At 44.6% G+C, this 26,690-nt stretch carries 29 protein-coding genes; 19 read left to right on the top strand and 10 right to left on the bottom strand.

Going from position 1 to position 26,690, the window contains the following annotated elements; translation table 11 throughout:
- Nucleotides 1-3: 3 nt before the first annotated feature.
- The 3 genes from SUN_RS04155 to SUN_RS04145 are packed head-to-tail and all read right to left on the bottom strand — an operon-like array spanning nucleotide 4 to nucleotide 2,346.
- Entirely contained in the window at nucleotides 4-1,719 is a 1,716-nt protein-coding gene (locus tag SUN_RS04155; protein WP_011980492.1) for a copper resistance system multicopper oxidase, read from the bottom strand.
- Nucleotides 1,720-1,731: 12 nt separating this feature from the next.
- Entirely contained in the window at nucleotides 1,732-1,941 is a 210-nt protein-coding gene (locus SUN_RS04150) for an SHOCT domain-containing protein (RefSeq protein WP_011980491.1), read from the bottom strand.
- Between the two features lie 18 nt (nucleotides 1,942-1,959).
- Nucleotides 1,960-2,346, bottom strand: coding sequence for a DUF302 domain-containing protein (locus SUN_RS04145; protein ID WP_011980490.1), 387 nt, complete (start codon nucleotides 2,344-2,346; stop codon nucleotides 1,960-1,962).
- A gap of 222 nt (nucleotides 2,347-2,568) precedes the next feature.
- Here SUN_RS04145 and SUN_RS04140 point away from each other — a divergent pair, with 222 nt between their 5' ends.
- Entirely contained in the window at nucleotides 2,569-3,087 is a 519-nt protein-coding gene (locus tag SUN_RS04140) for a general stress protein (protein ID WP_011980489.1), read from the top strand.
- Between the two features lie 113 nt (nucleotides 3,088-3,200).
- Here the strand turns inward: SUN_RS04140 and SUN_RS04135 are convergent, their stop codons facing one another.
- Together SUN_RS04135 and SUN_RS04125 are read right to left on the bottom strand one after the other, a co-directional pair.
- A complete protein-coding gene (locus SUN_RS04135; RefSeq protein ID WP_011980488.1) occupies nucleotides 3,201-3,788 on the bottom strand; it encodes a c-type cytochrome in 588 nt (195 codons plus the stop codon).
- 348 nt (nucleotides 3,789-4,136) lie between these two features.
- Nucleotides 4,137-4,505, bottom strand: coding sequence for an ArsR/SmtB family transcription factor (locus tag SUN_RS04125; protein ID WP_011980486.1), 369 nt, complete (start codon nucleotides 4,503-4,505; stop codon nucleotides 4,137-4,139).
- Between the two features lie 141 nt (nucleotides 4,506-4,646).
- On the opposite strand from SUN_RS04125, the gene SUN_RS04120 reads away from it, so the two are divergent.
- Together SUN_RS04120 and SUN_RS04115 are read left to right on the top strand one after the other, a co-directional pair.
- Nucleotides 4,647-5,645: a rhodanese-like domain-containing protein gene (locus SUN_RS04120; protein WP_011980485.1), complete on the top strand. Its 999-nt coding sequence runs from the start codon at nucleotides 4,647-4,649 to the stop codon at nucleotides 5,643-5,645.
- A 1-nt stretch (nucleotide 5,646) separates the two neighbouring features.
- A complete protein-coding gene (locus SUN_RS04115; protein WP_011980484.1) occupies nucleotides 5,647-7,026 on the top strand; it encodes a class I SAM-dependent methyltransferase in 1,380 nt (459 codons plus the stop codon).
- 113 nt (nucleotides 7,027-7,139) lie between these two features.
- Here SUN_RS04115 and SUN_RS13755 read toward each other — a convergent pair whose 3' ends face one another.
- The 3 genes from SUN_RS13755 to SUN_RS04110 form a co-directional block, all read right to left on the bottom strand.
- Nucleotides 7,140-7,223, bottom strand: a complete 84-nt coding sequence (locus SUN_RS13755; RefSeq protein ID WP_232501359.1) for a hypothetical protein — start codon at nucleotides 7,221-7,223, stop codon at nucleotides 7,140-7,142.
- Nucleotides 7,224-7,230: 7 nt separating this feature from the next.
- Entirely contained in the window at nucleotides 7,231-7,356 is a 126-nt protein-coding gene (locus SUN_RS13860; RefSeq protein WP_255322727.1) for a hypothetical protein, read from the bottom strand.
- Nucleotides 7,357-7,420: 64 nt separating this feature from the next.
- Nucleotides 7,421-8,932, bottom strand: a complete 1,512-nt coding sequence (locus SUN_RS04110) for a multicopper oxidase family protein (RefSeq protein ID WP_011980483.1) — start codon at nucleotides 8,930-8,932, stop codon at nucleotides 7,421-7,423.
- Between the two features lie 460 nt (nucleotides 8,933-9,392).
- Here SUN_RS04110 and SUN_RS04105 point away from each other — a divergent pair, with 460 nt between their 5' ends.
- From SUN_RS04105 to SUN_RS04085, 5 genes are all read left to right on the top strand, one after another.
- Entirely contained in the window at nucleotides 9,393-9,728 is a 336-nt protein-coding gene (locus SUN_RS04105) for a hypothetical protein (protein WP_011980482.1), read from the top strand.
- Nucleotides 9,729-10,208: 480 nt separating this feature from the next.
- On the top strand, nucleotides 10,209-10,544 hold the full coding sequence (locus SUN_RS04100) for a hypothetical protein (RefSeq protein ID WP_011980481.1): 336 nt from the start codon (nucleotides 10,209-10,211) through the stop codon (nucleotides 10,542-10,544).
- 222 nt (nucleotides 10,545-10,766) lie between these two features.
- Complete coding sequence (locus SUN_RS04095) at nucleotides 10,767-13,142, top strand: heavy metal translocating P-type ATPase (protein WP_011980480.1); 2,376 nt, start codon at nucleotides 10,767-10,769, stop codon at nucleotides 13,140-13,142.
- A gap of 42 nt (nucleotides 13,143-13,184) precedes the next feature.
- On the top strand, nucleotides 13,185-13,838 hold the full coding sequence (locus SUN_RS04090; protein WP_011980479.1) for a response regulator transcription factor: 654 nt from the start codon (nucleotides 13,185-13,187) through the stop codon (nucleotides 13,836-13,838).
- Nucleotides 13,831-14,979, top strand: a complete 1,149-nt coding sequence (locus SUN_RS04085) for a sensor histidine kinase (RefSeq protein ID WP_011980478.1) — start codon at nucleotides 13,831-13,833, stop codon at nucleotides 14,977-14,979. The genes SUN_RS04090 and SUN_RS04085 overlap by 8 nt, the downstream gene beginning before the upstream one ends.
- On the opposite strand, the gene SUN_RS04080 is transcribed toward SUN_RS04085, so the two are convergent.
- A complete protein-coding gene (locus SUN_RS04080; RefSeq protein ID WP_011980477.1) occupies nucleotides 14,965-15,306 on the bottom strand; it encodes an ArsR/SmtB family transcription factor in 342 nt (113 codons plus the stop codon). The genes SUN_RS04085 and SUN_RS04080 overlap by 15 nt on opposite strands.
- Nucleotides 15,307-15,388: 82 nt before the next feature.
- Here SUN_RS04080 and SUN_RS04075 point away from each other — a divergent pair, with 82 nt between their 5' ends.
- From SUN_RS04075 to SUN_RS04035, 7 genes are all read left to right on the top strand, one after another.
- Nucleotides 15,389-16,603: an SO_0444 family Cu/Zn efflux transporter gene (locus SUN_RS04075; RefSeq protein ID WP_011980476.1), complete on the top strand. Its 1,215-nt coding sequence runs from the start codon at nucleotides 15,389-15,391 to the stop codon at nucleotides 16,601-16,603.
- 136 nt (nucleotides 16,604-16,739) lie between these two features.
- Nucleotides 16,740-17,132, top strand: coding sequence for a c-type cytochrome (locus SUN_RS04070; RefSeq protein ID WP_011980475.1), 393 nt, complete (start codon nucleotides 16,740-16,742; stop codon nucleotides 17,130-17,132).
- A gap of 96 nt (nucleotides 17,133-17,228) precedes the next feature.
- Nucleotides 17,229-17,699, top strand: coding sequence for a hypothetical protein (locus SUN_RS04060; RefSeq protein ID WP_162465579.1), 471 nt, complete (start codon nucleotides 17,229-17,231; stop codon nucleotides 17,697-17,699).
- A gap of 27 nt (nucleotides 17,700-17,726) precedes the next feature.
- Entirely contained in the window at nucleotides 17,727-18,365 is a 639-nt protein-coding gene (locus tag SUN_RS04055; RefSeq protein ID WP_011980472.1) for a response regulator transcription factor, read from the top strand.
- 124 nt (nucleotides 18,366-18,489) lie between these two features.
- Nucleotides 18,490-19,425 carry a sensor histidine kinase gene (locus SUN_RS04050; RefSeq protein ID WP_050748035.1) on the top strand — a complete coding sequence of 312 codons (936 nt, stop codon included), beginning with the start codon at nucleotides 18,490-18,492 and terminating at the stop codon, nucleotides 19,423-19,425.
- Nucleotides 19,426-19,890: 465 nt separating this feature from the next.
- Complete coding sequence (locus tag SUN_RS04040; RefSeq protein ID WP_011980469.1) at nucleotides 19,891-20,205, top strand: PepSY domain-containing protein; 315 nt, start codon at nucleotides 19,891-19,893, stop codon at nucleotides 20,203-20,205.
- A gap of 36 nt (nucleotides 20,206-20,241) precedes the next feature.
- Entirely contained in the window at nucleotides 20,242-22,131 is a 1,890-nt protein-coding gene (locus tag SUN_RS04035) for a heavy metal translocating P-type ATPase (RefSeq protein WP_011980468.1), read from the top strand.
- 13 nt (nucleotides 22,132-22,144) lie between these two features.
- Here the strand turns inward: SUN_RS04035 and dsbD are convergent, their stop codons facing one another.
- Nucleotides 22,145-23,515, bottom strand: a complete 1,371-nt coding sequence (gene dsbD, locus SUN_RS04030) for a protein-disulfide reductase DsbD family protein (RefSeq protein WP_011980467.1) — start codon at nucleotides 23,513-23,515, stop codon at nucleotides 22,145-22,147.
- A 161-nt stretch (nucleotides 23,516-23,676) separates the two neighbouring features.
- On the opposite strand from dsbD, the gene SUN_RS04025 reads away from it, so the two are divergent.
- The 4 genes from SUN_RS04025 (at nucleotide 23,677) to SUN_RS04010 (ending at nucleotide 26,682) form a co-directional block, all read left to right on the top strand.
- A complete protein-coding gene (locus SUN_RS04025) occupies nucleotides 23,677-23,982 on the top strand; it encodes a hypothetical protein (protein ID WP_011980466.1) in 306 nt (101 codons plus the stop codon).
- Nucleotides 23,983-24,045: 63 nt separating this feature from the next.
- The gene (locus tag SUN_RS04020; RefSeq protein ID WP_011980465.1) at nucleotides 24,046-24,381 is read left to right on the top strand and encodes a PepSY domain-containing protein; all 336 of its coding nucleotides are present in this window, start codon (nucleotides 24,046-24,048) and stop codon (nucleotides 24,379-24,381) included.
- Nucleotides 24,378-25,553: a TolC family protein gene (locus SUN_RS04015; RefSeq protein ID WP_011980464.1), complete on the top strand. Its 1,176-nt coding sequence runs from the start codon at nucleotides 24,378-24,380 to the stop codon at nucleotides 25,551-25,553. The genes SUN_RS04020 and SUN_RS04015 overlap by 4 nt, the downstream gene beginning before the upstream one ends.
- A complete protein-coding gene (locus tag SUN_RS04010) occupies nucleotides 25,546-26,682 on the top strand; it encodes an efflux RND transporter periplasmic adaptor subunit (protein ID WP_011980463.1) in 1,137 nt (378 codons plus the stop codon). The genes SUN_RS04015 and SUN_RS04010 overlap by 8 nt, the downstream gene beginning before the upstream one ends.
- The last annotated feature ends 8 nt before the right edge of the window (nucleotides 26,683-26,690 follow it).

The raw sequence follows: 26,690 nt of genomic DNA, 5'->3' as shown, positions 1-26,690 counted from the left end.
CCCCTATACCACTTCTACTTTTCTGAACATGCCCGCCATATGGTACAGCAGGTGGCAGTGATACGCCCAGCCACCTTTGGCATCGACGGTCACACGGTAGCTGATCTTCGCTCCGGGCTGTACGACGATCGTATGCTTGCGTACCAGATGGTTGTCGTCACCGGTTTCGAGGTCGCTCCACATTCCGTGCAGGTGCATGGGGTGGTTCATCATTGTATCGTTGATAAAGGTGATACGAAGCCGTTCACCATAGTGAAATACCAGCGGTTTTGCATCGGCATATTTGATCCCGTTGATCGACCACATATAGCGTTCCATATTGCCGGTAAGATGCAGGACGATCTCTCTGTCCGGTTTTTTTGCTCTGCGTGTCGAATAGCGGTTCTTCATATCGGCATAGGTCAGAACACGTCGTCCGTTATTGCGAAGCCCTACCCCCGGGTCTTCAAGACGGTATTTCGGGGCCATCGCTTTCATCGTACTCTGCGGGCCTGTCGCTATAGGCAATTTCGTAATCGGATATTTCTCTGCTTCCATAGCGCTCCATCTGTACTTTTTCATACTTTTCTTCATCGGCATTTTCATACCTTTGTCCTTGCCCATTTTGGACATACCCATCCCCATATCCGCCATGGTCAACGCTTGAGGTTTGTCCATTTTCGGTGCGCTTGCCAGTTTGGAGGCCGACGGGGTCAGTGAACCGAGTGCATACCCGCTTCGTTCGATACTTTGGGCAAAAATGGCATAGGCTCTGTTCGATGTCGGCTCGACAATGACATCGTAGGTCTCGGCCACCCCTATGCGGAACTCATCGACCCTGACGGGCTTGATGTGGTTCCCGTCCGCTGCGACCACGGTCATCTTCAGCCCGGGTATCCGTACATCGAAAAAGCTCATTGCCGCACCGTTGATGAAACGCAGACGGATCTTCTCGCCTTTTTTGAACAGCGCTTTGAACTGCGTGGCAGGATTCTGCCCGTTCATCAGGTAGGTATAGGTATACCCTGTGACATCAGAAAGATCCCTGTCGCTCATACGCATCTGATTCCACATCTTTCGGTCATCGAATGCCTTGCCAAAGCCCTTTTTCTTCACTTCAGAGAAGAAGTCGCCTACAGTTCGACGGTTGAAGTTGTAGTAATCGCTTGAAAGTTTGAGCTTTCTGTAGATGCTTGTCGGTTTTTCGTCGCTCCAGTCCGAGAGAAGGACCACATAGTCTTTGTCATAACGAAAGGGTTCTCTCTTCCGCGGCTTGATGACGATGGCGCCGTACATCCCCGTCTGCTCCTGGTAACCCGAATGGCTGTGGTACCAGTAGGTACCGTGCTGCCGTACCTTGAAACGATAGGTGAATGTTTCGCCCGGCGCGATCCCTTTGTAACTGATACCCGGTACACCGTCCATCTGATAGGGCAGTATGATGCCGTGCCAGTGTATGGAAGAGGATTTTTTCAGGTGGTTTGTCACATGGATCGTAACGGTATCGCCCTCCTGCCACACCAGAGTCGGACCGGGTATCTGACCGTTGATAGTCGTCGCGACCGATCTCTTTCCGGTAATGTTGACAGGTGTATAGTCAATATCAAGAAAAAACTCTTTGCCCGTCAGTGTACGCCTCTTGTCTGACGATCTTTTGGGCGATTCCGCCTGCAGGTCCGTTGCTGCAATACCCATGAAAGAGCTTGCAGCCACTCCCTTTATAAATGTTCTCCTCTGCACGACTATCCCCTTTTATGCATTTTCTCTTAAGAGTTTTGATTTCTCTTCATACTCTTCTTTGCTGATGCCTCCGCTGGCATACCTTTTGTCAAGTATACCCTGCGCTTCGCTTCTGCTTTTATTTTTAGTTTTATCCTGAAACAGATAAAATAAAATACCGATGATCAGTAAAGGAACGAGCCATCCAAAGCCCATTCCCCATCCGTGTCCGAATCCGTACATGATGTCTCCTTTCATACCTTAATCATCCCAGCTGTGCATGACCTGTTTCAGGTTCGTAAACAACATGGTCATAAACGATCTGAATTCATCGTTTACCTCTACCGCTGCAAGCATCTCTTCAAGGCCGATGGTCGAGAGTTTGGTTGCGTAATTCTCTTCATAGACCGCGATCCGGCATGGCAGATAGGCTGCGATCTCCGGAAGCTGTGTCAAAGCCTGCTGCGCCCCCGATGGGTTGCAGAGTTCAAAAACGGTGATGTCCCTCTCGATCGGGAAACCTTTCTCCTCCAGGATCTTCCTGAATTCATAGCGCTGCAATACGCCGAAACTGACTGCCTTCGCTTTCTCAGCGATCTCTTCTTTAACCTGTGCAATGGGTTTTGATGTCTGAACTTTGTAGATCATATGTTATCCTTTGGTGTTATATTGTATGAAGTATATCGGGAGAGTGTGCATGTAGTGTGCATATCTATCTGCCTCTGTTAACGTTGGAGTTACGAAAAAAGTATATCATTACAAAAGGATTACAGTAAGAAAGTGTCACATCGCAAAGAGAAAGCATTCCCTGCTTAAGTAACTATGCAAAATGTGACTGGGACATTACGTTAACAGATGAGGAGAAAGAGAATGACGAAAGAAAAAATAGTAGCCGTATATGACAGTGAGCATGATGCAATGGAAGCGCTGAAGGCACTTCAGGAGGCCAAGATCTCGAAAGATGATATTTCCGTTATCGGGAAAGGCGACCATGATGAACCCAAAGTCGAGTTTGAGATAGAACGTGAGAATGAAGATATCGTACGATGGGGGAAAGAGGGTGTATTCTGGGGTGCCGTTCTGGGATCTATGACCGGTGCATTTTTCTTCTGGGTACCGGGGTTTGGACCGCTTGTCGCTGCCGGTTCGGTTATTTCTTCACTTGCCGGGGCACTGGGAGGTGCTGCCACCATAGGCAGTGTCGCCGCACTGACCGCATGGTTCGTCGATATCGGCATAGAAGAGGCTGAGGCACACCGCTACACAGACCTGATGAAAGAAGGCAAAGTCCTCCTGATCGTAAAAAGCGGAGAAAAAAGTGCCGAAACAGCGAAAGAGGTACTGGAAAAACTCGGCAAAGGCGAAGTCAAACTCTATGCGGCGAAATAATTTATGTCATAGTAGCGCATATGCCGGTCTTTCCTAACGGAAAACCAGCTGTTTCGGCAGCAGGTGCCCTACTGCACTGCATTTCCGGGCTGAAATTTCCGGTTTAACGAATACTACTTGCCGCCGCATTTGCCTGCAGCACATTTCATGGCACCGCCTGCTTTTGGCTTTGGTGCCATGCCGCCGCCGCACTTCATCATGCCTTTACCCATGCCCATACCTTTTCCTTTGCCGGCATTGCACATCATATTCATGGCATCTTCATCCCACTTCTCATTGAAGTTGTCCACGACCCAGTTCGCGATCGTATCGAGGTCTTCTGCAGAGAGTGATTTGCCGATGGGAGGCATCACACCGAACCGTTTCAGTGCCATAGGCATACAGTGCGCTTTATCCACACTTGGGTTAACGATGTAGTCTTTGACGAAAGCAACAATCTGTGCCTTGTCACCTTTAAAATCATGTTTCAGCTTTGCAGAAACCTTGGCCATAGGCGGCGCTTTCATGTTCTTCATCATCTTCTCTTTCATCGACATGCGGTCCTGCATGCTCATGTTCATCATCTTTTGCTTGTCCATCATCGGTTTGAGCATATGGCAGGCTTTACAGTTTGTTTCATAAACGGCATTGCCGTTATTGCCTGCGCTGAGTGTCAGGGTTGAAAAGAGTAGCCCTGCGGCTACGATCAGTGTTTTTTTCATGGTATATCCTTTTTTTGAAAATTTTTATAAATAAGATGTATTAGTATACACCATTTCTGTGTATACAATGTGCACTTCTTTTTCTCTGCATGAGAATACACTGTAAAGAGCGTAATCATTGATCTCATTTTGTTGTTTGAGACGCGTGGTAGTGAACATGAAGCGAAGCCCATAGGTGCGATGATTGCGAAGAATGGTGAATTTCTATTTCTAGATTTTGGCATAATATTCTGCTTATCATTATGGGAAAGTGCATCTATACTGTTTGGAAGTTTTTTACTCTTATTTATTTCCCTGTGGGTAACAAATTTGTTTGTTCCCATAAAGTTTATCTTTTAGGCAGTCATGCTATTTGGTATTGTCATACTGATAGACCACACCCTTTTCATATTCATCAACCAGTGTTGCGAAACACTCCGCTATTTCTTTCATAGTTTCGATATTGGGTTCAATGTATATCTTATTCTTGCTTTTTGTCATAGTGATGATCTTGGCATCTTTCATCTCTTTGAGGTGACGGGAGATCGTCGGCAAAGCGAAGTCAAACTGTTTGGCAATGCTTGTTACACACGTGGCCTGCGCAATGATGTCATCATCAGGATTCTTGTCGTCTATGGAGCAGGCATAGCCACCGGTAAAAATGTTTTTAAATATTTTAAATCGTGTCTCATTTCCCAATGCTTTAAAAATTTTGATCTTATCTTCCATATTCAGCATAGTGTTGCCCTCTAAGTAATTTTGTATGATTATAGCACAATAAGACTATTTAGTTATTTAGACAATTAACTTTATAGTAAGCTTTGAAAATGTACAATACTGAAGCAATTTAGCATATTAGCTAAATAAAAGGAACTCTCATTGGCAAATAAAAAAATATTGGCAACTATCGTAGCAACAATCGCGGCATCACTCTGTTGTGTCGTACCGGTTTTAGCAGTTTTGGCGGGATCAAGCTCTCTCGCTTCTTCATTCTCATGGCTTGCACCCTACCACAATTATTTGGTATGGTTCACGGTTTTAGTTCTGCTGTATGCCTGGTACGACAAATTGAAACCGTCAAAAGAGATCGATTGTGACTGCGATGCAAAAACAGGTTTCTTTTCAAGTAAAAAGTTTTTGGCTATTGTAACGGTCTTCTCTGTTATCATGCTTTCATTCCCTCAGTGGGGTAACGAGGTATTTGATGGAGCACCAAGTGCAGAAAGTTGTGCGACAGGTGCCTGTGAAAGTGAAGTAAGTAAAAAGAGTGAAGTAAAAACGGCCAATGCCGCACCTGCAAGTACAGGATCAGCCTGCAAAACAAAATCAGACTGTAATGCCAAGCCGTTTAAACAAGCTATAAAGAGACCTATAGTGAAAAAGCCGACAGATGAAAAGGCATTGACGGTCTTTAAGTATATGCAAAATGAGAAACTTCATCCTACACCTTATAAACAAAAAGCCTGTACAGGTTATGGCCGTCCGGCAATTGACGGAATGATGGCTGATGCCAGAAGAAAAGTGGAAGAGATGTCTCCTATTGTACTGAAAAAGATGATAGACAATGAAGACGAATTCATACTGCTTGATGTCAGAGAAGTGGCACAACGTTCTGAAGGTGAAATTTATGCAGATGATACGGTACAAATGACACGGGGTGATCTTGAATTTATGATCATGAACAAGATCAAAAATAAAGATGCGGTCATTGTGACTTACTGTCGTACAGGAGGAAGAGGACTCTTGGCTGCCGAGACTTTGAAAAAACTGGGTTACGACAATATCTATACGCTCAAAGGCGGTCTTAAAGCATGGGCAAAAGCAGGTTTGCCTTTTGATTCCGGTTTGGGTATTGTAGTCAAAGTGGAGGATGAATAAAATGGCAGACAACAGACAGATCATTGAACTCTATTCGGAGTTGGCTGAAAATCCCAAGAAAGATTTTGGTTGGGAAAAAGGTTTGGGGAATGCAAGGGCGCATAACTACAAAGAAGAGTGGATCGAAAAGCTTCCAGATGAAGTCTGGGAGTACTGTGCTGCTGTAGGCAACCCTTTTTCTGTAGGAGACATACCTGAAGGGGCAAGCATTTTAGACCTTGGTTGTGGTGCGGGTGTTGATCTGCTTGTTGCTGCAACCCTCGTGGGTGAAAGTGGGCGGGTCACAGGTGTGGACATCACTCCCAAGATGGTAGAGAGGGCAAGAGAACATGCAAAAGAGGCAGGTTTTGACAATGTAGAAGTCTTAGAGAACAGTTTTGATGCGTTGGATATTGAAGATGAATCGATCGATATTGTCATCTCCAACGGTGCTATCAACCTGACTTCCTGCAAAGAGTCTGTCTTTGCAGAAATATACAGGGTACTCAAACCTGACGGGAAGATCTATTTTGCCGATATGATAGATATTTCTGCAGAAGAAGGTACCTGCTGTTCTGTGGAACAAAGTGCCTGTTGTGACAGTGAAAATAGTAATGAAGGTGAAGAAGACTGGGCAAACTGTGTGGCAGGTACCCTTCGTCAGGATGAACTGATAGAGATCATTGAAAAAGCAGGATTTGAAGATGTTGTATGTACAGGACTTACCCATTATACTACTGCTGAAACGACACAAGGGGCTACATTTAAAGCCGACAAGATTCCTGCTGTAAAAATAAGAGAAAAACACTGGAATAAGATTTTTAAAACCAAAGACTACACCCAGGTTTTATGGCACCAAAATTCACCGGAATTTTCCATAGCACAGATTAAATCACATATAAATTCCAGGGAAGATGCCATTATTGATATTGGTTGTGGTGCATCTTTCCTAGTTGATGAGTTGTTACAAGAGGGGTACAGCAATATAACCTTGCTTGATGTTTCAGGTCAGGCACTTGAAATTGTGAAAGAAAGATTAGGTGCATTGGCTGATAAAGTGACGTATGTCTGTTCAGACATTACAACTTTTGAAACTTCCAAACGTTATACATTTTGGCATGACAGAGCCGTTTTTCATTTTTTACTGGACGCTAAAGACAGAAAGAAATATTTTGAAGTCTTGCACGATTCATTGGAAGAACACGGAACTGCACTTATTGGAACGTTTAGTGAAACAGGTCCATTGCAGTGCAGCGGACTGGATATTGTTCAGTATGATGATAAGAAATTAAAATCGGAGTTAATAGACGGATTGGAATTGCTTGACAGTATAGAAGTCATCCATACAACACCGAAAGAGACAGAGCAGTCGTTTCGGTTTTTTATGATCGGGAAGGTCTGATTCCTCTCAATTAATAGCAACTTCACCAAAAAACAGTTCACGGTTCTCCTCAAAGTTATTGACCAAAGTGGTGAAGCACCCTCCCAGTTCCCGAACTGTCTCTATGTTCGGTTCTATGTAAATTTTGTTGCCTTTTTTTCCATAGTAACGATATTTGCTTCTCTTAATTCTTTCAAGTGTTTAAGAATAGTAGGCAAAGAAAAATCACAATGTTCCGAGATTGTACTGACACAGTGCAGTGGGCTGGATGTCGCCCAGTACGACGAAGAGAAACTGAGGTCGGAACTGATAGAAGGATTGACGCTTGTTGAGAATATGGAGATCATCCATCAAACACCCAAAGAGACGGAACAGTCCTTCAGGTTCTTTCTCGTCAGACGTGTAGACTGATCAACTATGAAACAGTGAACTGTCCCATCATCCCGTTGTCTTCATGTTCGAGGAAGTGGCAGTGGAACATATAGGGATTGTTGCTGTCTGCAGTCACTCCGTCCGCCGGGATCTCTACGATGAACTTGAGTGTTGTATGCGGCGGAAGATAGACCACATCTTTGTATCCCTTTTCATTTTCATGTACCTGATTCGGATCATCATTGCGTGAGACCACCCTGAAGTGTGTTCCGTGTATATGGAAATTGTGGTTCATACCGGTACTGTTCACGATCTCCCACTCTTCCACATCACCCTGTTCAAGTGCCGCATCGATACGGTTCATATCCATTGTTTTACCATTGATAGTAAACTCCATCCCCCCTCCAGAACCGTTCATACCGCCATTCATACCACCCATTTCTCTCATACCCAGTATGAACTGTCTTTGACTGGTCGGTGTCGGAACAGGAGCGAGTGTTGTCAACTCAGCCGGTAATTCTGTCACTTCTGTAGCAGTTTTACTTACATCGATCTTTAAAAATGTTTTACCATAGCGATATTCCTGAAGTGAAAATATTGCATTCATATCATCAGTAAAGTCAACAATGATCTCGGCACGTTCGCCGGGAGAAAGTATCAGGCGATCCATCTCTACTGGCTCTTCCAGCAGTGCATTATCCGAAGCGATCTGTCTGAAATTTTTCCCATTACTGAAACCAAGATCATACACTGTTGAATTCGAACCGTTAAGCAAACGGAAACGAACCTCTTTGGCTTCCGCTTCAAATGTAGGTTCGATGGCTCCATTGGTAATGAAAGTATCTCCTATATATCCCATATCAAGCTGCATCATACTTGGAGAATAGTCGATCCTTGTTTTATCTGCGGAAAAGAAGCGGTCCTGAAGTACCAAAGGGATGTCATCGATACCATACCGGTTAGGCAGATCCAGATTCTTAATCTCGTCATCCTCAATAATGATAAGTCCCGCCAATCCCTGATAGACATGCGGTGCGGTTTTATGAAGGTAGTGCGGATGGTACCAGTTGGTACAGGCGTTTTGATTGACGGTATATCGTGCCGACCAGGTTCCGTTTACTGCTATAGGCTGATGAGCCGTTCCATCCATTTCACCGGGAACATGCATACCATGTCCATGCATTGTTGTTTCAACTGGAAGATTATTTGTATAGTTGATGGAAACGTTATCTCCGTTCTTCAACAGAAGCGTCGGTCCAAGATAAGTACTGTTCAGAGCCCATGTCTTTGTTTGAATTCCTTCAAAAAAAGTATGCTGTGTTTCTATGATATCAAGATTATAATGCTTTATTCCATTAATATCTGTGGGCGTCTTCAGTTCCGGGATAGGCAATGAACCACTTGAAGGATTGCCTCCACCGGGGTTACCATCTCCCGGATTATTTCCACCAGGGTTATTGCCTCCTCCGGCAGTTGAGTTGGAACTACCGCATCCAGTGAGTACCCATACTGCTGCTGCAGAACTGATTGTAATAAACTTTCTTCTTTTCATCATACTTTGTCCTTGTTTTGTTTTTATAATCTGGGCACTTAGAATAATAAATCACGCCCACATGTAAGAATGAATCTTAATTATTTTATGTGCACGAAATGTGCAGACAATATGCACACTCCATACACACTGTTCTCTTATAATGCGGATGTACAGAGAGTGAAACCTCTGGAGGGCGCCTCTAACAATAGACGGTTTCCACAATGGGCTTTACAGATGTGAAATTGTGCAAGAGATTCTCAAGTCCTGGCCGTAGTCAAGACGAAGTGAATATCTTGTGCAAGATTGCATTTGTAAAGCCCACCCTTCGGGCATCACCAGCTTTCGCCCATACTGCGTTACTCTTTTTCGACTTGGCTCCAGCCAGGCCTTCAAAAGAGTGCCTTGTATGAACAAAAGCTGGAGATGTTGTGGATACCGTCTATTGTCAGAGTCGCCCTATAAAAACTTTAAAGGACACAACATGAAAAAAGTAGTTGTAGCAAGCATTCTTGCACTCGGATTGGGATTTGGTTTTGCTCAGGCAGAAAATAAAGCAGCGGTAGAGTTGGAACATGCGAATAAAACAGCTACAGGACCTGACAGTTTTGCAGGTGATATGTCTAAAATGAAAGCTGCCGGAAAGTGTAATGCTGACCAAAGCGGAAAAATGAAATCAAAAATGGAAAAATCGGAAAAAAAACCGACAAAAGCTGAGTTGGAGCTTGAACATGCAAACAAATTGGCTACAGAACCAGGCAGTTCAGAAGGCAATATGAAAAATATGAAAGCTATGGGTAAATGCAATACCGGTAAATAATTTTCTCCAGTAATCTCCTCCTAAAGGCAGCCTGATCTAAGGTTGTCTTCTCTAAACATATTCCATCAAATAAAACTATTGGAGCAATGATCGCAACATCTTTATGTTGCATTACACTTGTTTTAGTAGTATTGGGCCGTTCCAGTACGTAGCATCCTCATTTTCCTGGTTGACACCTTCTTACTCAATGCTCAAGTTACCTACGGATAGCTTTTCACATTTCTCAGTTCACATCTTGCCTCTTCTCGGTCTCTCAAAAGTTCAGATTATTCGTTGGGTGAGTAATAACATACACTATTTGGTCTGCTTCACGGTTTTAGTTCTCTTATATGCCTGGTACAATAAATTGAAACCTGCAAAAGAGATTGACTGAATGTGCACGAAATGTGCAGGCATTATGCACACTCCATGCACACTGTTCTTTTATAATGCGGATGTACAGAGAGTAAAACCTCTGAAAAACACTTTAAAGGACACAACATGAAAAAAGTAGTTGTAGCAAGCATTCTTGCACTCGGATTGGGATTTGGTTTTGCTCAGGCAGAAAATAAAGCAGCGGTAGAGTTGGAGCATGCGAATAAAACAGCATCAGGTATTGAAAGCAGCGACAAAGATATGTCAAAAATGAAAGCTGCCGGTAAATGTAATGCCGGACAGAGCGGTAAAATGAAAACCAAGTCAACAAAGCCGGCAAAAAAGCCAACCAAAGCGGAACTTGAGCTTGAACATGCAAACAAATTGGCTACAGAACCAGGCAGTTCAGAAGGCAATATGAAAAATATGAAAGCTATGGGTAAATGCAATACCGGTAAATAATAAAACTAAACAATAGTCACGGTTTTTAGAATCTTCCGTGGCCATTTTATATTACACCACCCACTAAATACCCTCCTTGTTAGGCAGTTTGATACTATCGGACTACCGTTTTTCCCACTCCATTACCACATGGACGCCTCTAATAAATCCCTTTCACCATACACACTCTATGCACATTATCGCACTATAATCGTTATAAGATTTAACCCGAAAGGATCCACCATGAAAACAAATATAAAAGATCCAATTTGCGGAATGGATGTCACTAGCGATTCCGAATTCCACATAAACTATGAAGGAACAACCTACTATTTCTGTTCCGAGAGCTGTCAGCATAAGTTCGATGCTGACCCTCAGAACTATATACATACAGAGGAAGATGCCGAATGTGCCACCTGCCGGCCTCTTTTTACAGAAGAACATCCTCATGAACATCACCAGCATGATCATGGCACTATGGGAAACAAAGAGAATGATCCTCATGCCGTCTATACCTGTCCTATGCACCCCAAGATCCGGCAGGAGGGTCCGGGGAACTGTCCTATTTGCGGTATGGCGCTTGAACCTGTGGTAGTACAGGCAGAGGAAGCGGAGAACGAAGAGCTGATCGATATGACACGCCGGTTCAAGGTGAGTACCCTTCTGGCGTTGCCGGTATTTATATTGGCAATGGTGGCCGACCTTGCTCCTGACCTGATACCCTCCTGGCTCTCTATGCGCATGGTGCAGTGGATTGAGTTCGCACTGGCAACACCAGTGGTACTTTGGGGCGGATGGCCTTTCTTTGTCAGGGGCTACCAGTCAGTCAAGACCTGGAACCTCAATATGTTCACCCTGATAGCCCTGGGTGTGGGTGCGGCATGGCTCTACAGTATGGTCGCACTTCTTTTCCCCCATGTCTTTCCGCCCAAAATGCAGTTTGAAGGCGAACTGGTCCATGTCTATTTTGAAGCGGCAGCGGTCATTGTGGCACTGGTGCTTCTGGGGCAGGTGCTTGAATTGCGTGCCCGTTCACAGACCAACACTGCCATACAGGCACTACTCGGACTCGCACCTAATACGGCACGTATCATCAGAGAGGACGGCAGCGAAGAGGATATACCACTTGAAGAGGTCAAAGTGGGAGACATTCTGCGTATCCGTCCGGGTGACAAAATACCGGTGGACGGTGTCGTGACTGAGGGAGAAAGCAATATCGATGAGTCGATGGTTACGGGAGAACCTGTCGCGGTACCCAAAAAAGCGGGAGATACGGTCATAGGTGCCACGGTCAATGCGACCGGTTCCCTGCTGATAGAAGCACAGAAGGTCGGAGCCGATACCCTACTCTCACAGATAGTGAACATGGTAGCTCAGGCACAGCGCTCACGTGCGCCTATCCAGAAACTTGCAGATGTCGTCTCGAGCTACTTTGTACCCATCGTAGTGATCGTAGCGATACTCGCTTTCATCGGATGGTACTTCTGGGGGCCGGAACCCCGTCTGGCCTATGCCGTCGTCTCTGCGGTAGCAGTGCTTATCATCGCCTGCCCCTGTGCCCTTGGTCTGGCAACGCCGGTCTCCATTATGGTCGGTACGGGGAAAGGTGCTTCTATGGGTGTACTCATCAAAAATGCGGAAGCACTGGAGATCCTTGAAAAGGTAGATACACTGGTGGTTGACAAGACTGGTACCCTTACTGAGGGTGCACCAAAACTGGTCACGGTCGAAGTACTAGAAGGGGTCGATGAAGAAACACTACTAAGGGCCGTTGCCACACTGGAGAGATCGAGTGAACATCCCTTGGCCGAAGCGATCGTCGAGGGTACCGAAGCCAGAGGCTTGAAACTCGGCAAAACAGACAACTTCAATTCTATCACCGGAGAAGGTGTAACGGGTGAAGTGGACGGTCTGAAGGTTGCCATAGGCAATGACAAACTCTTTGAAAGTCTCGGCATCGATGCAGGAGAACTTCCCGCTTTGTCCGAGCAGTACCGGGAAGAAGGACAGACAGTGATGCTCATAGCGCTTGACAACAAAGCCGCCGGTATCATAGGTGTCATGGATCCGATCAAAGAGAGTACGGCTGAAGCGATAGAGGCACTTCATGAAGAGGGTATCGAGATCGTCATGCTCACCGGAGACAATGAAACCACGGCAAAAGCGGTCGCTGCCAGGCTGCATATAGACAGAGTACAGGCAGAAGTCTCTCCCGAAGAGAAGTCAAAAGTCGTACAAGCACTTCAGAAAGAAGGCAGGCATGTTGCCATGGCCGGCGACGGGGTCAACGATGCCCCTGCCCTTGCCCAGGCACATGTGGGTATTGCCATGGGTACAGGTACGGATGTGGCAATGGAGAGTGCAGGCGTGACGCTTGTCAAAGGAGATCTGACCGGTATCGTCAGAGCTATCAGGCTCAGCCGTTCTACGATGAAGAATATACGGCAGAACCTTTTCTTTGCCTTTATCTATAATTCTCTGGGAGTACCGGTAGCAGCAGGTGTACTCTACCCGTTCTTTGGGATTTTACTCTCGCCGGTGATCGCGGCAGCAGCCATGAGTTTTTCATCGGTTTCGGTCATCAGCAATTCGCTGCGTCTGAAAAATGTGAAACTGTAGGATACTTTATAGTAAAATTACAACATACAAAGGAAAAGAGAGATGAAAATACTACTTATGGAGGATGATCCGGTACTTGGAGACATCGTTACGGACTATCTTCAACAATACTATACGACCCACAGGGCATTCGATTCGGCAGAGGCGCAGGAGTTCATTGATGAAGAGTCGTACGACCTTTTTATATTCGACATCAATGTCCCGGGAAAAAGCGGTATCGAACTGCTTGAAGAACTCAGATCTTTCAACGATACCACACCCGCCATTATCATTACCGCCTATGAGGACACAAAACATCTCAAAGAGAGTTTCGATGTCGGGGCACATGACTACATACGCAAACCTTTTGAGCTTGAAGAGCTGAGACTGCGTATAGAAAAGAGCAAAATACTCTTTCACATAGAGCAGGATGCCCCTGTCAAACTCAGTGACAAACTGACCTATTACCCCAAAAAACAGCTGGTCAGTGACGGAACGAACGAAATGCCACTACGACCCAAGGAATGCGAGATACTGGAATACTTCATCGCCCATCCCCAGAGGCTCATATCGCAAGAAGAACTGATACAGAATATCTGGGAGTTCGATGCCCTACCCAGTGATGCCACACTGCGTTCCTACATACGGAACCTGCGGGAGGTCATAGGTGCCGACAAGATCGTGACACAAAGAGGATTGGGCTACCGGTATGAATGATCTGGAAAAAAAGTCCTTTTATTCCTTCCTGGGGCTTTATATCGTCTCCTCTTTTCTGTTCATTTCCATGATAGGCTTCTGGTACTACACGGCACAGAAACATGCACTGGAAAACGAAACACACTACAAACTCGAACACCTTGCCGACAAGAAGGCAGGGGAGCTCATCATGGCGCATATGCATGGTACATCCACAAAAAAGACAATAGTTCCCAAAGATGTCACGATGGCGCTTATCGATACCAAGGGTAACGTAGTTGAAGGAAAGCTTGTCAACCCAAACATAAAGATAAAACCAAGCTATTTCACGGTCGATGACTACCAAATACTCATCTCCGATGCACCACGTGAACATATGAATATTTCCTATGTAGTCGTCCAGTCCGATACACTCAAAGGGCAACTCCACAGACTGAAAGATTCTGTCCTGCTGGTAGTGGGGATCGTTCTGCTGATAGTCATGGCCATTGCATGGATGCTCTCCAAACTCTTCATGAAACCGGTGCATGAGCGTGTCACGCAGATAGAACGTTTCATCAACGATGTCACCCATGAACTCAACACCCCCATCACTTCACTGACAATGTCAGCCGACCAGGCACTGAAAGCGGGCGGCTGTTCCCCAAAAATGCTCAACAATATCTCCATCAGTACCAAACAGCTCTATGACATCTACCGTTCTTTGACCTATCTGAACTTCAGTGACAAACAGGAGATAGCCGAGCCGCTCGATATCAAAGAGGTCCTGGAAGAGAGTGTCGCCTACTACACTCCTCTGGCCGAGATCAAACGCATCACTTTCAAGGTAGAAGCCCAGGAGATGAAATGCGTCATTCCAAAATCACAGCTGACCCTGCTTTTAGGCAACCTTATTGGCAATGCCATCAAATACTCATCCCCCAGATCGACCATCACGATCATTCTGAAAGAGAGAACACTGAAGATCATCGATGAAGGCATCGGCATCGAAGCGGACCAGCAAAAAGAGATCTTTGAAAAATTCAAACGCGGTACCGAATATTCCGGCGGTTTCGGGGTAGGTTTGAACATCGTCAAGAGCATCTGCAACCAGTACGGCATCCAGATAGAACTGGACTCCAAGGTCGATGTCGGTACGGAGTTTAGGTTATTCTTTAAGTAAGTGTAGTTTCTCTGTCTCTTTGGCGTATCGGCTGCACACGACTAAAGCAGGCAAGGATGGAACGATCTTTCTGACTGCATCGAACCAGCAGGAAAGCTCCCCGCTCTCCTCTGCAAGCGAATAGACCATCCATTTGCCTTTTTTTTCTGACACTATCAACCCGGCTGCCTTTATTTGACGCAGATGGCGCGAGACCAGAGGCTGCAAAAGCTGCAGCGTATCACATATCTCACAGACACAGATCGGCCCGTCCCTCATAAGCAGAGCAATGATCCTGACACGGTTTTCGTCTGAAAAAACCTTGGCGATTTGAATGAGTTGTTTCATTTAAGGTTATCCTTAATCTCTTTCGAAGTTCTAATATATAACAATATCGTTATATGAATAATAACATAAAAAGGTTTACAGTATGGAAATTACACATTTTTTGGAAGCACTCTGGCAGCTGAGCCTTGCCATGGCTCCCTATATTTTATTTGGTCTGATCTTTGCAGGCATCCTGCACGAGATCGTACCCGACAGTATCGTAACAAAGCACCTTGGCAACGACAATATCACTTCAGTGGTCAAATCCACCCTTTTCGGCATCCCCCTGCCCGTCTGTTCCTGCGGGGTCATACCCCTGGCAACTTCCATCAAAAAGTCAGGGGCGAGCAAAGGTGCGACACTCTCTTTTCTCATCTCAACACCCATTACCGGGGTTGATTCCATTCTGGCGACTTACGGTATATTCGGATGGATCTTCACGATCTACCGCGTTGTCACCTCCATGGTCATTGCCACGGCAGCGGGGATACTCACGAATATATTTGATAAAGACGAAGAAACTGTTGATAGCGATAGAGCTAAAGATATAGCGGTGAAGACAGACAAACCTTTGAATGCCAACTTCAATGGTGCTGTGGGGGCACAGCACCCTACGCGTACTCCTACATTCAAAATGACTGGAACTACTACTTCAGAAACATTTACACCCTCACCAACGTTCTCCTTTAAAACAGAAGCATTGCAAAGTGATGCAAATCAAAACGCTTCACTTAATAAAAGAAAGTTTTCTTTTATCTCCGCCATGAAGTACGCTTTCATTACACTGCTCGGAGATATCGCCAAGCCACTATTCTGGGGTCTCATCATCGGTGCGCTCATCACCGTGGCGATCCCGGACAACCTAAGTGAAATACTCAAAACCTACAACTGGCTAAGCTACCTCATCGTCATTGTCATTGCCGTACCGATGTATGTCTGCGCCACGGCGTCACTTCCCATCGCTGCCGGGCTGATGCTCAGCGGCGTGAGTGCCGGAGCGGCTTTCGTTTTTCTCTCAGCAGGTCCTGCAACCAATACGGTGACCATCGGGGTGGTAAAAAAGATGCTTGGCAACAGGTCACTGGCTATTTACCTGGGAACGATCGTGATAGGGAGTATCCTTTTCGGTCTTGGACTCGATGCCATCTTTGATGCATCACAGATCGATCCGACATCACTCATACATATGGATGAACACGGGGGCATCATCGCAACACTCAGTTCCATCGTACTGTGGGGACTGGTACTATACTTCCTACTCAAACCCTACTTTACGAAAAAAGAGAGTTGCAGTGGCGGTTCATGCTGTTCATCATAAGTGATCCATGAACGAGAGTACTTACTTTGTCTACCTCTCTCTTCTAAGAAGATAGATCATAATGCAGATGTTCACTCACACTTTACTAACGCTCTTTGACTATAATTGTTATATCTAAAAAGAAAAAGGATTCAAAATGAAAAAAGTTATAGTTACATTCGGTCTTACAGCTATGATAGCAACCTCGGTATTTGCAGGAGATCCAGCACAAACACTTATAGAAAAAAACAAATGTATGTCATGCCACAACATCATGGGCATGAAAGATGCACCCCCTTTTGCAGGTATTGCATGGAGAAACTCAAGAATTAATACCAACACTGCAAAGGCCACACTAAAAAACAGTATTAAGAACGGAAGTCATGGCAAGTACCCGATGTTTTCCGATACGAGAATGCCATCCTTCTCACATCTTAGCGACAAAGAGCTGGATACATTGGCAACATGGGTCCTCTCACAAGCACAAAATATGAAATGTGGACAGGGGAAATGCGGTTCCTCCATGAATAATAAAAAAGGATGGTGGTAGTCATGTGGTTCGATTGCTGGACAATAGGAGGTATCGGTATTATTCCACTACTCCTCCTGCTAACCATACTGTTTTTCTTCTACAGCCTGTTTGCAAATGAAAAAAGAAGCAGCAGCCTGGATATACTGGAATCAAGATATGCCAAAGGTGAAATCAGCAAGGAGGAGTATGTTGACATTAAAAAAGATATTACCTAAAAAGATAAAATCTGCTCTGGCACTTTTTTTTCTTGGATTTTCTGTATGGAGTATTGCGCAAACCAATACCATTGATGAGAAAATAGATAAGATCAAGAAGGCTTCAGGCACAGAAAAAAAGCTGTTGCTAAAACAGTTGGAAGTAGATATATCACAACAAAAATATAATAGTATAGATACAAACAGATCTACAGAAAACAGTAAAAGCATCGATGAAAATATAAAGGAGCATACGTCAAAAGATTTCAATTCTTCTACATGGAAGATTAATAAATGTGGCACAGGAAAATGCGGGACCGTGAAATGCGGAGTGGGCAAAAAGCCAAAAGCAGCAAAATCACTTGAGACCAATGTACCAACCTGTGACTGATACTGAAAATAGGTTATCTGAAGTACCATGAATAAACAAATATTGCTTCTTGAAGATGACTTCAACCTAGGTGACACCATTAAAGACCTGCTTGTTGCAGGCGGATATCAAGTCGATTATGTTACAAGTGGGCAGACAGCGATAGATCTTACTTACGATCATCAGTATGACCTGTATATCTTCGATATCAATATCCCGGATATTGATGGTTTGGATATTTTAAAAAGTCTTCGTGATGCGGATGATCTGACACCTGCCATTTTCATCAGCGCCATGACAGATTTAAAAACCGTACTCAAGGCTTTTGATGCGGGAGCTTATGATTTCATAAAGAAGCCTTTTTATTCAGAAGAGCTGCTCATTAAAGTCAACCTGAAGCTCATGGAAAAGGATCAAAAAATCCAATACAAAGATCTGGAATATTTCCCAAAAGAGAAAAAGCTGCTTCGAAACCAAAAGCTCGTATCTCTTGGGGAGGTCAGTACACAGATATTTGATCTCTTCATTCATAATATCGGCAGAGTTATCAATAAAACCGAACTATATGAGTGCATGAACAATCCAGGTCCGAATGCATTGAGGTTTCATATCAGCAATATTAACAAAATAACCGGTATAGAGATCAAGAACATACGGGGAAGAGGATATATTCTTGAGCAAAGTTGAAATAAATTCATTTATGAGAAGTATTGTTCTCTTTTTTGTTTCGTTGTCCATATTGATAATACTACTTTACAATCATATCTATCGTGACAAAGTGCAGACCCATCAATACACGCTTTATTCCCAAATGCAGATTGCCAGTCTGACTTTACATAGCAGCATATTTACAATCAATTTTGTAGAAAAGTCAAAAGACAAGCAGCTTTATAAACTTCTTCGTAACAAGAAGTCTCTTTATGCCTATTTTGAAATATTCAATTCAAAAAAATACTTTACAAAAGTTTCATACCCGCTAGAAAATTTTCGTAATGACATTGCCATCATCGAACGGGGGATTGCACATGAGATCATTCAAGCCTTATTCCTCGCGTTTATTGTCTCTGTACTCTTCTCATTTTATGCACTCTACCCATTAAAACAATCGTTAAAAATGACAAATGAATTCATAAAAGACATACTGCATGATTTCAATACACCCATCTCTACCATCAGGTTAAACCTCAGGCTCCTACCAGAATCAAACCCTAAAATAAAACAGAGGATAGCCAGTGCAGTAGATACGATCTTGAACCTTCAGAAAAACCTCAAGGAGTTCATCAATGAAGATATGGGAGAACGTGAAGCATTTGACATCAAATCGCTGATCGAACAAAGAGTAGCATTCTTCTCCGGCAGCTACCCCCATATATATTTCAATTTAGATATGGAATCAAAAAATATATATACCTACAAAAATGCAATGATCCGGATCATTGACAATCTTTTGTCAAACGCATGTAAGTACAGTAACAATGAAGGTAATGTATCTGTCTCCTTGGATCAAAATATATTATCGATCAAAGATAACGGGATCGGAATAAAAAACCCTAAAAAAATATTTGACAGGTTTTACAAAGAAACATCAAGAGGTTTAGGCATCGGTCTGCACATCGTCGACAAATTGGCAAAAAAAATGGATATTAAAATTGAAGTCCGATCCAAAATAAATAAAGGGTCCGTGTTCAAACTTGACCTATCTGCCATTATGAATCAATCGCAGCAAACCAGGCAGGCAAACAGTTAATGAAGCATAGTGACACGCTTCAAAACTTTACAAATCAGTCGTATTAGGCTATATTGAAATAGAATAGAAGGTTTAAAGATGAAAAATAGATTTATAATACTTTTACTGTTATTCTCATTTTTTCTTAACATTTCTCATGCCTCCATTATTGCCAACCAGGAACACTGTGCATACGAAAGCAGCAGTGAATACTTGCTTGAAATGGATCAAAGTACGGAATGTGGTAACCTTTGTGAGGTGCACCATCTTTTTCATATAGTGGCCATTCTCACACCTGTTAGCGAAATGATCCACAACCTTACATGCAGTGACCAACCTGACTCAAAACTCTTAACCTATACGCCACCTTTCAAAAAGGCAGAAAATAAACCTCCAATAGCCTGAATCCCTTCACCATACTACAGTTCTCTCAAAAGGACGGTTGAAATGCTCTCTAAATTTTTTAGAAAACACAAAGGATTACCTATGAAATATTTACTATTCACACTTGCTTTTTGTACAACGATTTATGCTCAGACCATGTCAGACTCTGAACACCTGGACCTGCATACGGAGTCAGCAAAACAGACCGATAAGACTCAATTACATCAAATGCATAAGATAGACGAGAACAAAGCAATGAAAATTGCCCAAAAACAGTGTAAGGAGGACAATATCAAACTGACGCTCAAGCATCACAAAAAGTACCTTTACTATCTTGGCACGACGACAGACTGCAAGGTCTACATCAATGCACTTAACGGTAAGATACTTACACCTGAAGAGATCAAAAAAAAGTAGTAACCGATAAAACAGATGACTGACCAAGGAAACAATATGAAAAAGAAAAAAGAAAACCAGTTTCATTCATGGATCACCTACCCTCCTCTGCGAAACGCTCTGATAGCAGCCGTCATTGCGTTGATCACATTCGGTATGGAATACTTTCTGCAAAGCAGCAGTACCATTACGACCCCCATGTATATCATTGCTATTGTCATTGGCGGATACCTTTGGGTCCGGGAGGGGATTGAAGAGCTCATTGTTGAGCATGAGATCAGCATATCCATGCTGATGATATGGGCGACATCCGGGGCAGCCTACCTTGGAATGTGGGATGAAGCAGCGGCTCTTGTAGTCCTTTACGGTGCTGCCGAGGGGATAGAAGAATACACTTTCAGTAAAACACGCAATGCCATCCGCTCCCTGCTCGACCTTGCACCCAAAGAGGCACGGCTCGTACGAAACGGCGCCGAAGAGATCGTTCCAGCCGAAACATTGAAAGTCGGTGACAGGTTCAACGTTCTTCCGGGAGAATCCGTACCTACCGACGGTATCATCATCACAGGAGAATCAAGTCTAGATGAATCCCCTGTCACAGGCGAATCTATGCCGGTGAATAAGAAAGCCGGGGAGAAGGTATTTGCTGCCACCATCAACGGTGAATCAGCCCTTCTTGTCGAAGCGACCACAGCATTTTCGGACAATACACTCTCCCGTATCATCGAACTTGTCGAAAATGCACAGGAGCAAAAAGGCCACGCGCAGATGTGGATGGAACGTTTTGGACGCGTTTACAGTCCCATCGTACTGCTAAGTGCCATATTGCTTGTGATTGTTCCATTTGTTACAGGAGCAGACTCTGCCTACTGGATAGAAAAAGCCGTGATCCTGCTTGTCGCAGCAGCACCCTGTGCACTTGTCATTTCCCTCCCCATCGCTATGGCAGCAGGCATAAGCGGTGCAGCCAAACGGGGGATCCTCATCAAAGGAGGTGCACATCTTGAACATTTGGGTGTTATCGAGACCATCGCTTTTGACAAGACCGGTACGCTCACCTATGGTAAACCGAAAGTCACTGATGTCATCGCTTTTCAAGAAGATGGGAGAGCACTTCTAAGCAAGGCGGCATCTCTTGAACAGTACTCTACACATCCTCTTGCCAAAGCCATCGTCACATATGCCAAAGGAAATAATGTCCCCTTGTTACCGGCAGATGCTTCAAAAACACTGATCGGTTCAGGCGTACAGGGACACATCGATGACATGCTTTGGTACCTGGGCAGCCCCAAGCTCTTTGAAGAGCTTGGCATGGATCTCGAAGCGCATACTTCCATCATTGAAGATCTGCAATCGGCAGGCAAGACTGTCGTACTTCTTGGTAACAGCGATGGACTTCATGGCCTTATTGGCATTCAGGACACCATACGGGAAAATGCAGCGAATGTCATTAAAAAACTTCACGGTCTCGGTATCAAAACTGTCATGTTGACCGGGGACAATTCCAAAACGGCACAAAGGGTGGCAGAACAGCTCGGTATGGATGATGTCCGTGCTTCACTTAAACCCGATGACAAAGTAAACGCCATCAAGGAACTGATGAAATCAGGTCCGACACTGATGGTGGGAGACGGGGTAAACGATGCACCTGCACTTGCAACAGCCACCTGCGGCATGGCTATGGGAGCCGCAGGTACGGATGTTGCCATAGAAGCAGCGGATATTGCGTTGATGGCAGATGATCTGAACAAGATCATTGAAGCCATTAAGATAGGTCAAAAAGCCCGTCGTGTCAGCAAACAGAACATTGTATTTGCGATCATTATACTTGCCATTTTGATTCCTTCGGGTGTGGGAGGGCTCATCTCTGTCGCCATGGCTGTACTTGTGCATGAAGCCAGTGAGCTACTGGCTGTTGCCAACGGACTGAGGTCCGGAAAGATATGATGCACGTGTCTGATCAATCCGAAATAATATCCAGAGTATCAAAAAATTCTTTCGGATCTTCATAGCCATAGAAGAGATCATTTTTAAGTTCCTTTCCTTTTCTATCAAAAAAGACGAAAGAAGGCGAGCCGAAGATATTAAAGCGTTTTCGGATCGCCTGGCTCTTTTCATCGGAAGTATCAGTAATATTGACCTTGACAGCAACATACTTCTCCTTCAATTTTGCCCTGACCTTCGGATCCTGGAATGTAGTGGCATTCAGCTTCTTGCAGACAGGGCAGGTATCTTTATAGAAATAGATGATCAGGAGTTTCCTGGCTTTGATCGCCTCTTTCATTTTGGCATCAAGCTCCTTCTCGTCTTTCACAAGCGTAAAAGGAATATAGTTCTTCTCATCGATCACAGAAACGTTATTCAGAGAGAGTTTTGGCAGAGGATGAAGTATATCTCTCTGACCATATGCCGCACCTATAAGCAGGAGCATACCCCATACCAGCACCACGATCCCTATACCTTTGAGGAATTTGTACCATCCTCTTGCCTCTTCACCCAAAGGACGCAAAGCCCCCAGGTAGATACTCACGACGATGAATAAAATACCCCAGGGAAGAAGCGGCGGTACAAGATCTAGCTCATTGAAAATGTAGATGGCTGTGGCCAGAAGCAGTACACCGAATGTGTATTTAATCTTGTTCATCCACTCACCGGCTTTTGGTAACAGATGTCCCGCACCCAGTCCCAGAAGCAGCAAAGGTATACCCATACCCAAAGCCAGGAAGAACATCGTGACCGCACCGAGCATCGGATCTGCTTTGGCAATAGCGATACCCAGGAACGAAATGAGTATGGGAGAGACACAGGCACCCAGGATCAAAGCGGAAATGGCACCAAGCAAAAAGACCATTGGACCGCTGCCTCCCTTGATGTGCTGGGAACTAGCGTTCAGTTTTGACTGTATAAATGAAGGAAGCTGTATTTCATACAGTCCGAACATAGAAAGTGCCATGGCTACAAAGATCAGAGAGATGGCCCCTATGGCCCATACATTTTGAAAATAAGCCTGCAACTGTTCCCCGGTAGCACCTGCCAGTGCGCCCATGACCGTGTAAGTCAGTATGGTTCCCAGCACATAGGCGGCAGAAAGATACAGGGCTTTGGCCTTGGTGATCTCCTTCCCCTGCCCGACGATAATACTTGACACAATGGGTACCATCGGAAGTACACAGGGTGTAAAAGTAAGCAAAAGACCTGCCACAAAAGAGCCCAGCGCCAGACTGAGCACCCCTTCATTCCCGGAAACCGTCTCCGTATCCACTCCTGCATAAAGCAGTGTGGCTGACAGCAAAACAAATACTGACAGGATCATCCATCGATTTTTTTTCATTTTATTTACCTCTATATTGGAGTTATGTGAAAAGTATAATGGAAGCCTGTGCAAGGTTTGTGTAGGTCATCTTGCACACTCCCTGCACGAAAATAAAATATAATAAATGAATAAAGTATATTTTCGTTATACTACAACAAATATTTCAGAAGGGAGAAGCAGTGAAAAGCACCATGTTGAAACTTTTACTATTGTCAGCGTTATTTTTCAACGTTGCCCATGCTGTTGTCATCGCTTCTGAAGAGCATTGTGCACATGAAAGTGCCAAGGAATATGTACAGGAAGTGGATCACGGCACGAAGTGTGGTGATCTTTGTGATTTTCACCACTTCTTTCATATGAGTGCTATCATCACACCTGTTATACAGCATATGCCAACCATTCAGCACGCAGAACAGCCCGATACGAAACTACTCACCTACCACCCACCTTTCAAAGAAACCGAAAACAAACCCCCTATAGCCTGATCCTTTTACCGGCACCATAGTTCTCTTTACAGAGCACTTTAAAACCCTAATTCAAGGATTACAATGAAATACCCATTACTCATACTTGGTTTTTGCACATCTATGTATGCGCAGACCATGTCAGCATCAGAACATCTCGATTTGCACAGATACAACCATCGTCCGTCACTGAAACATATGGATGAAAAAAATGCACATCGATTACATAAAATAGACGAAGACCAGGCAAAGAAGATAGCCACCAGGGCGTGCAGGAACAGTGACGTAAAACTCACATTGACACATCACGGATCCTACCTTTACTATATTGCCAGAACCACGAAATGCACGGTTTACATCAATGCACTCGACGGAACGGTCATCGATCCGAAAAAAATCAACACGGAGAAAAAACAATGAAACGAATGGGTTACCTCTTTTTCATATTTTCACTCAGCCTTTTCGGCATGAGTTACCAGACATTCAAAGCAAAAACACTGAAAAACTCGAAGATACTGAAAAGCCAGACACTCACCCTGCAGACGGCACAACAGAAGAACAAGATACTGCTGAGGGCTTCGAACCCGGTAATGAACCTGGAACTCTCGAATTACAATGAGAACGTCGGAGGAAGCGATATCGAATACGCAGCCGGACTTTCCCAGACCATCCGTACCGGAAGCTACATGGATGGACTGCGGGAGAAAGCAAATGCAAATTCACTGCTGAGCAAAGCTTTTGTCACACAGGGGCGTGCCGGCTACATCAAAACACTCGAAAACCTCTACACACAGTATGTCTACCAGAGCAAGATGCTGTCGCTTCTGGACCAGGAGTATACACTCTCCAACAGAGTGACTGCCATGGTAAAAGAACGCTACAAGAGCGGCTCTGAAAACCGTGTCGCCTACCTTCAGGCCCGAACGGAAACACTGACGCTCAAAACAATGAAATATACGACGAAGCAGGAGCTTGTCAAGCTCTATTACCAACTGCTTGCCATAGCGGGACTGAGCCAGAAAGTCTCTCTGGAGAAACGTTTCATCTATTCTGTCTCTTCCAAAACAAAGAGCAGTGCCAAACTGAGTCCGCAGCAGCAGGTTCTCAAGGCAAAAGAGAAACTCTACCGGAGTGACTACAGCATCAACCAGAGCAGTTTCCGAAATTTCGATCTCTATACCAGTGTGGAGCAGGAACCCGACCAAGGTATCGTACGTGTGGGAGTGAGCATCCCCCTCTCCATCAACAATGACAGAAGCGAAGAGAGAATGCTGGCAAAGCTCAAAATGCAGCAGACGCAGCTGGACAATGAGCAGCTCTCTATCAGCATACGTTCGCAAAAACAGATGCTCAAAGCAGCCCTCAGAGAACTTTCCGCGCAGTACCACGCACTCAGGAGCCTACAGAAAGAACAGCAGGAACTTACCACCCTTCTCCAGGAAGGATACAAGATAGCCAAAGGCTCACTCTTTCAGCTTATGACGGCGAAGAACAAGCTCATTCAGACAAGAAAAGCCCTGCTTCAGACACAAAAAATGATCAACGATCAAAAAATAGAATTACGTTTTTTACAAGGAGACTACAATGATTAAGACTTTACTGCTCATAGTGCCGATACTGGCTTTTGCCGGCGAAACGGCCACGAATAAAATAACGATGGACCATGCCAAGATAAAACCTTTGGGAAAGATCGTCCGTACCAATGCACAGATCACCCAGCTTTCCGACCAGAAACAGAAAATCGTCTCCAGACTTCCGGGACATGTCGAGAAATATTTCGTCACCACCGGACAGCATGTAAGAAAAGGCGAAAAAGTAGTACTTATAGAATCCATAGAACTCTCAAAGATGTCTGCGAACTATGTCGCCCTGAAGCAGCAGGCCAAAGCGGCCAAAGAACAACTTGCTACAGCGAAAAAGCTTTACAAGAAAGGCCTGACCTCCCAGAATGAACTTAACCAGAAGATCATCGAGATAGAAGAGATACTTGCTCAGCAAAGTGCCCTTGCTTCACAGCTCAATTCACTGGGGATCGATGCGAAAAAACTGACCACGGCTACGGACCAGTTCATCCTCTATGCCCATGCCGACGGCGTGGTCGGACAGATATTCGTTCCCCTTCACTCCAATGTCAATGCCGAAGATCCTCTCATGTCCATTGTCAACCAAAGCGCCTATTATGCCATCGCCTATGTGGATTTGAACGATGCCATGAAAGTGACAGCCAAAACAACGGGTTTCGTTACATTTGCCGGGAAGAAGTACCCTGCGCACTTCGTACAGCTTCTGCCCACCATCGACGAAGAAACACAGCGCGCCAAAGTACTTTTCATGATGATGAAATATCCAGAAAACATACTCATCAATGCCTTTACGGAGATGGAGATATCGCTTGAGCCGTACAGAAATGCACTCATGATAAAAAAATCTGCCCTCTCTCTCTTTCAGGGCGAATGGGTCGTCTTTGAAGAAGCCCGTCATGAAGACGAGGAACATGCTGCAGAAAAGCCGCATGGCCATAACAAAGAGGCAAAAGAGCATGAGGAGGAAGGCGAAGAAGAGGAAGAAGCACCCTATGTACCCAAAGTGGTCAAGATCATTGCCTACTACGGGGATGATGTTGCTATTGAAGGGCTTGACAAAGGTGAAGAATATGTCTCTGACGGTGTTTATTTCGTCAAGTCTATGCTGCTGAAATCTTCACTGGGTGATGGGGATTAGGAGTAGAT

The sequence above is a fragment of the Sulfurovum sp. NBC37-1 genome (assembly GCF_000010345.1).
Taxonomy (GTDB): Bacteria; Campylobacterota; Campylobacteria; order Campylobacterales; family Sulfurovaceae; genus Sulfurovum.
Note: the sequence above shows the minus strand (reverse complement) of the source record. Positions and strands in the feature narration are given on the sequence as shown.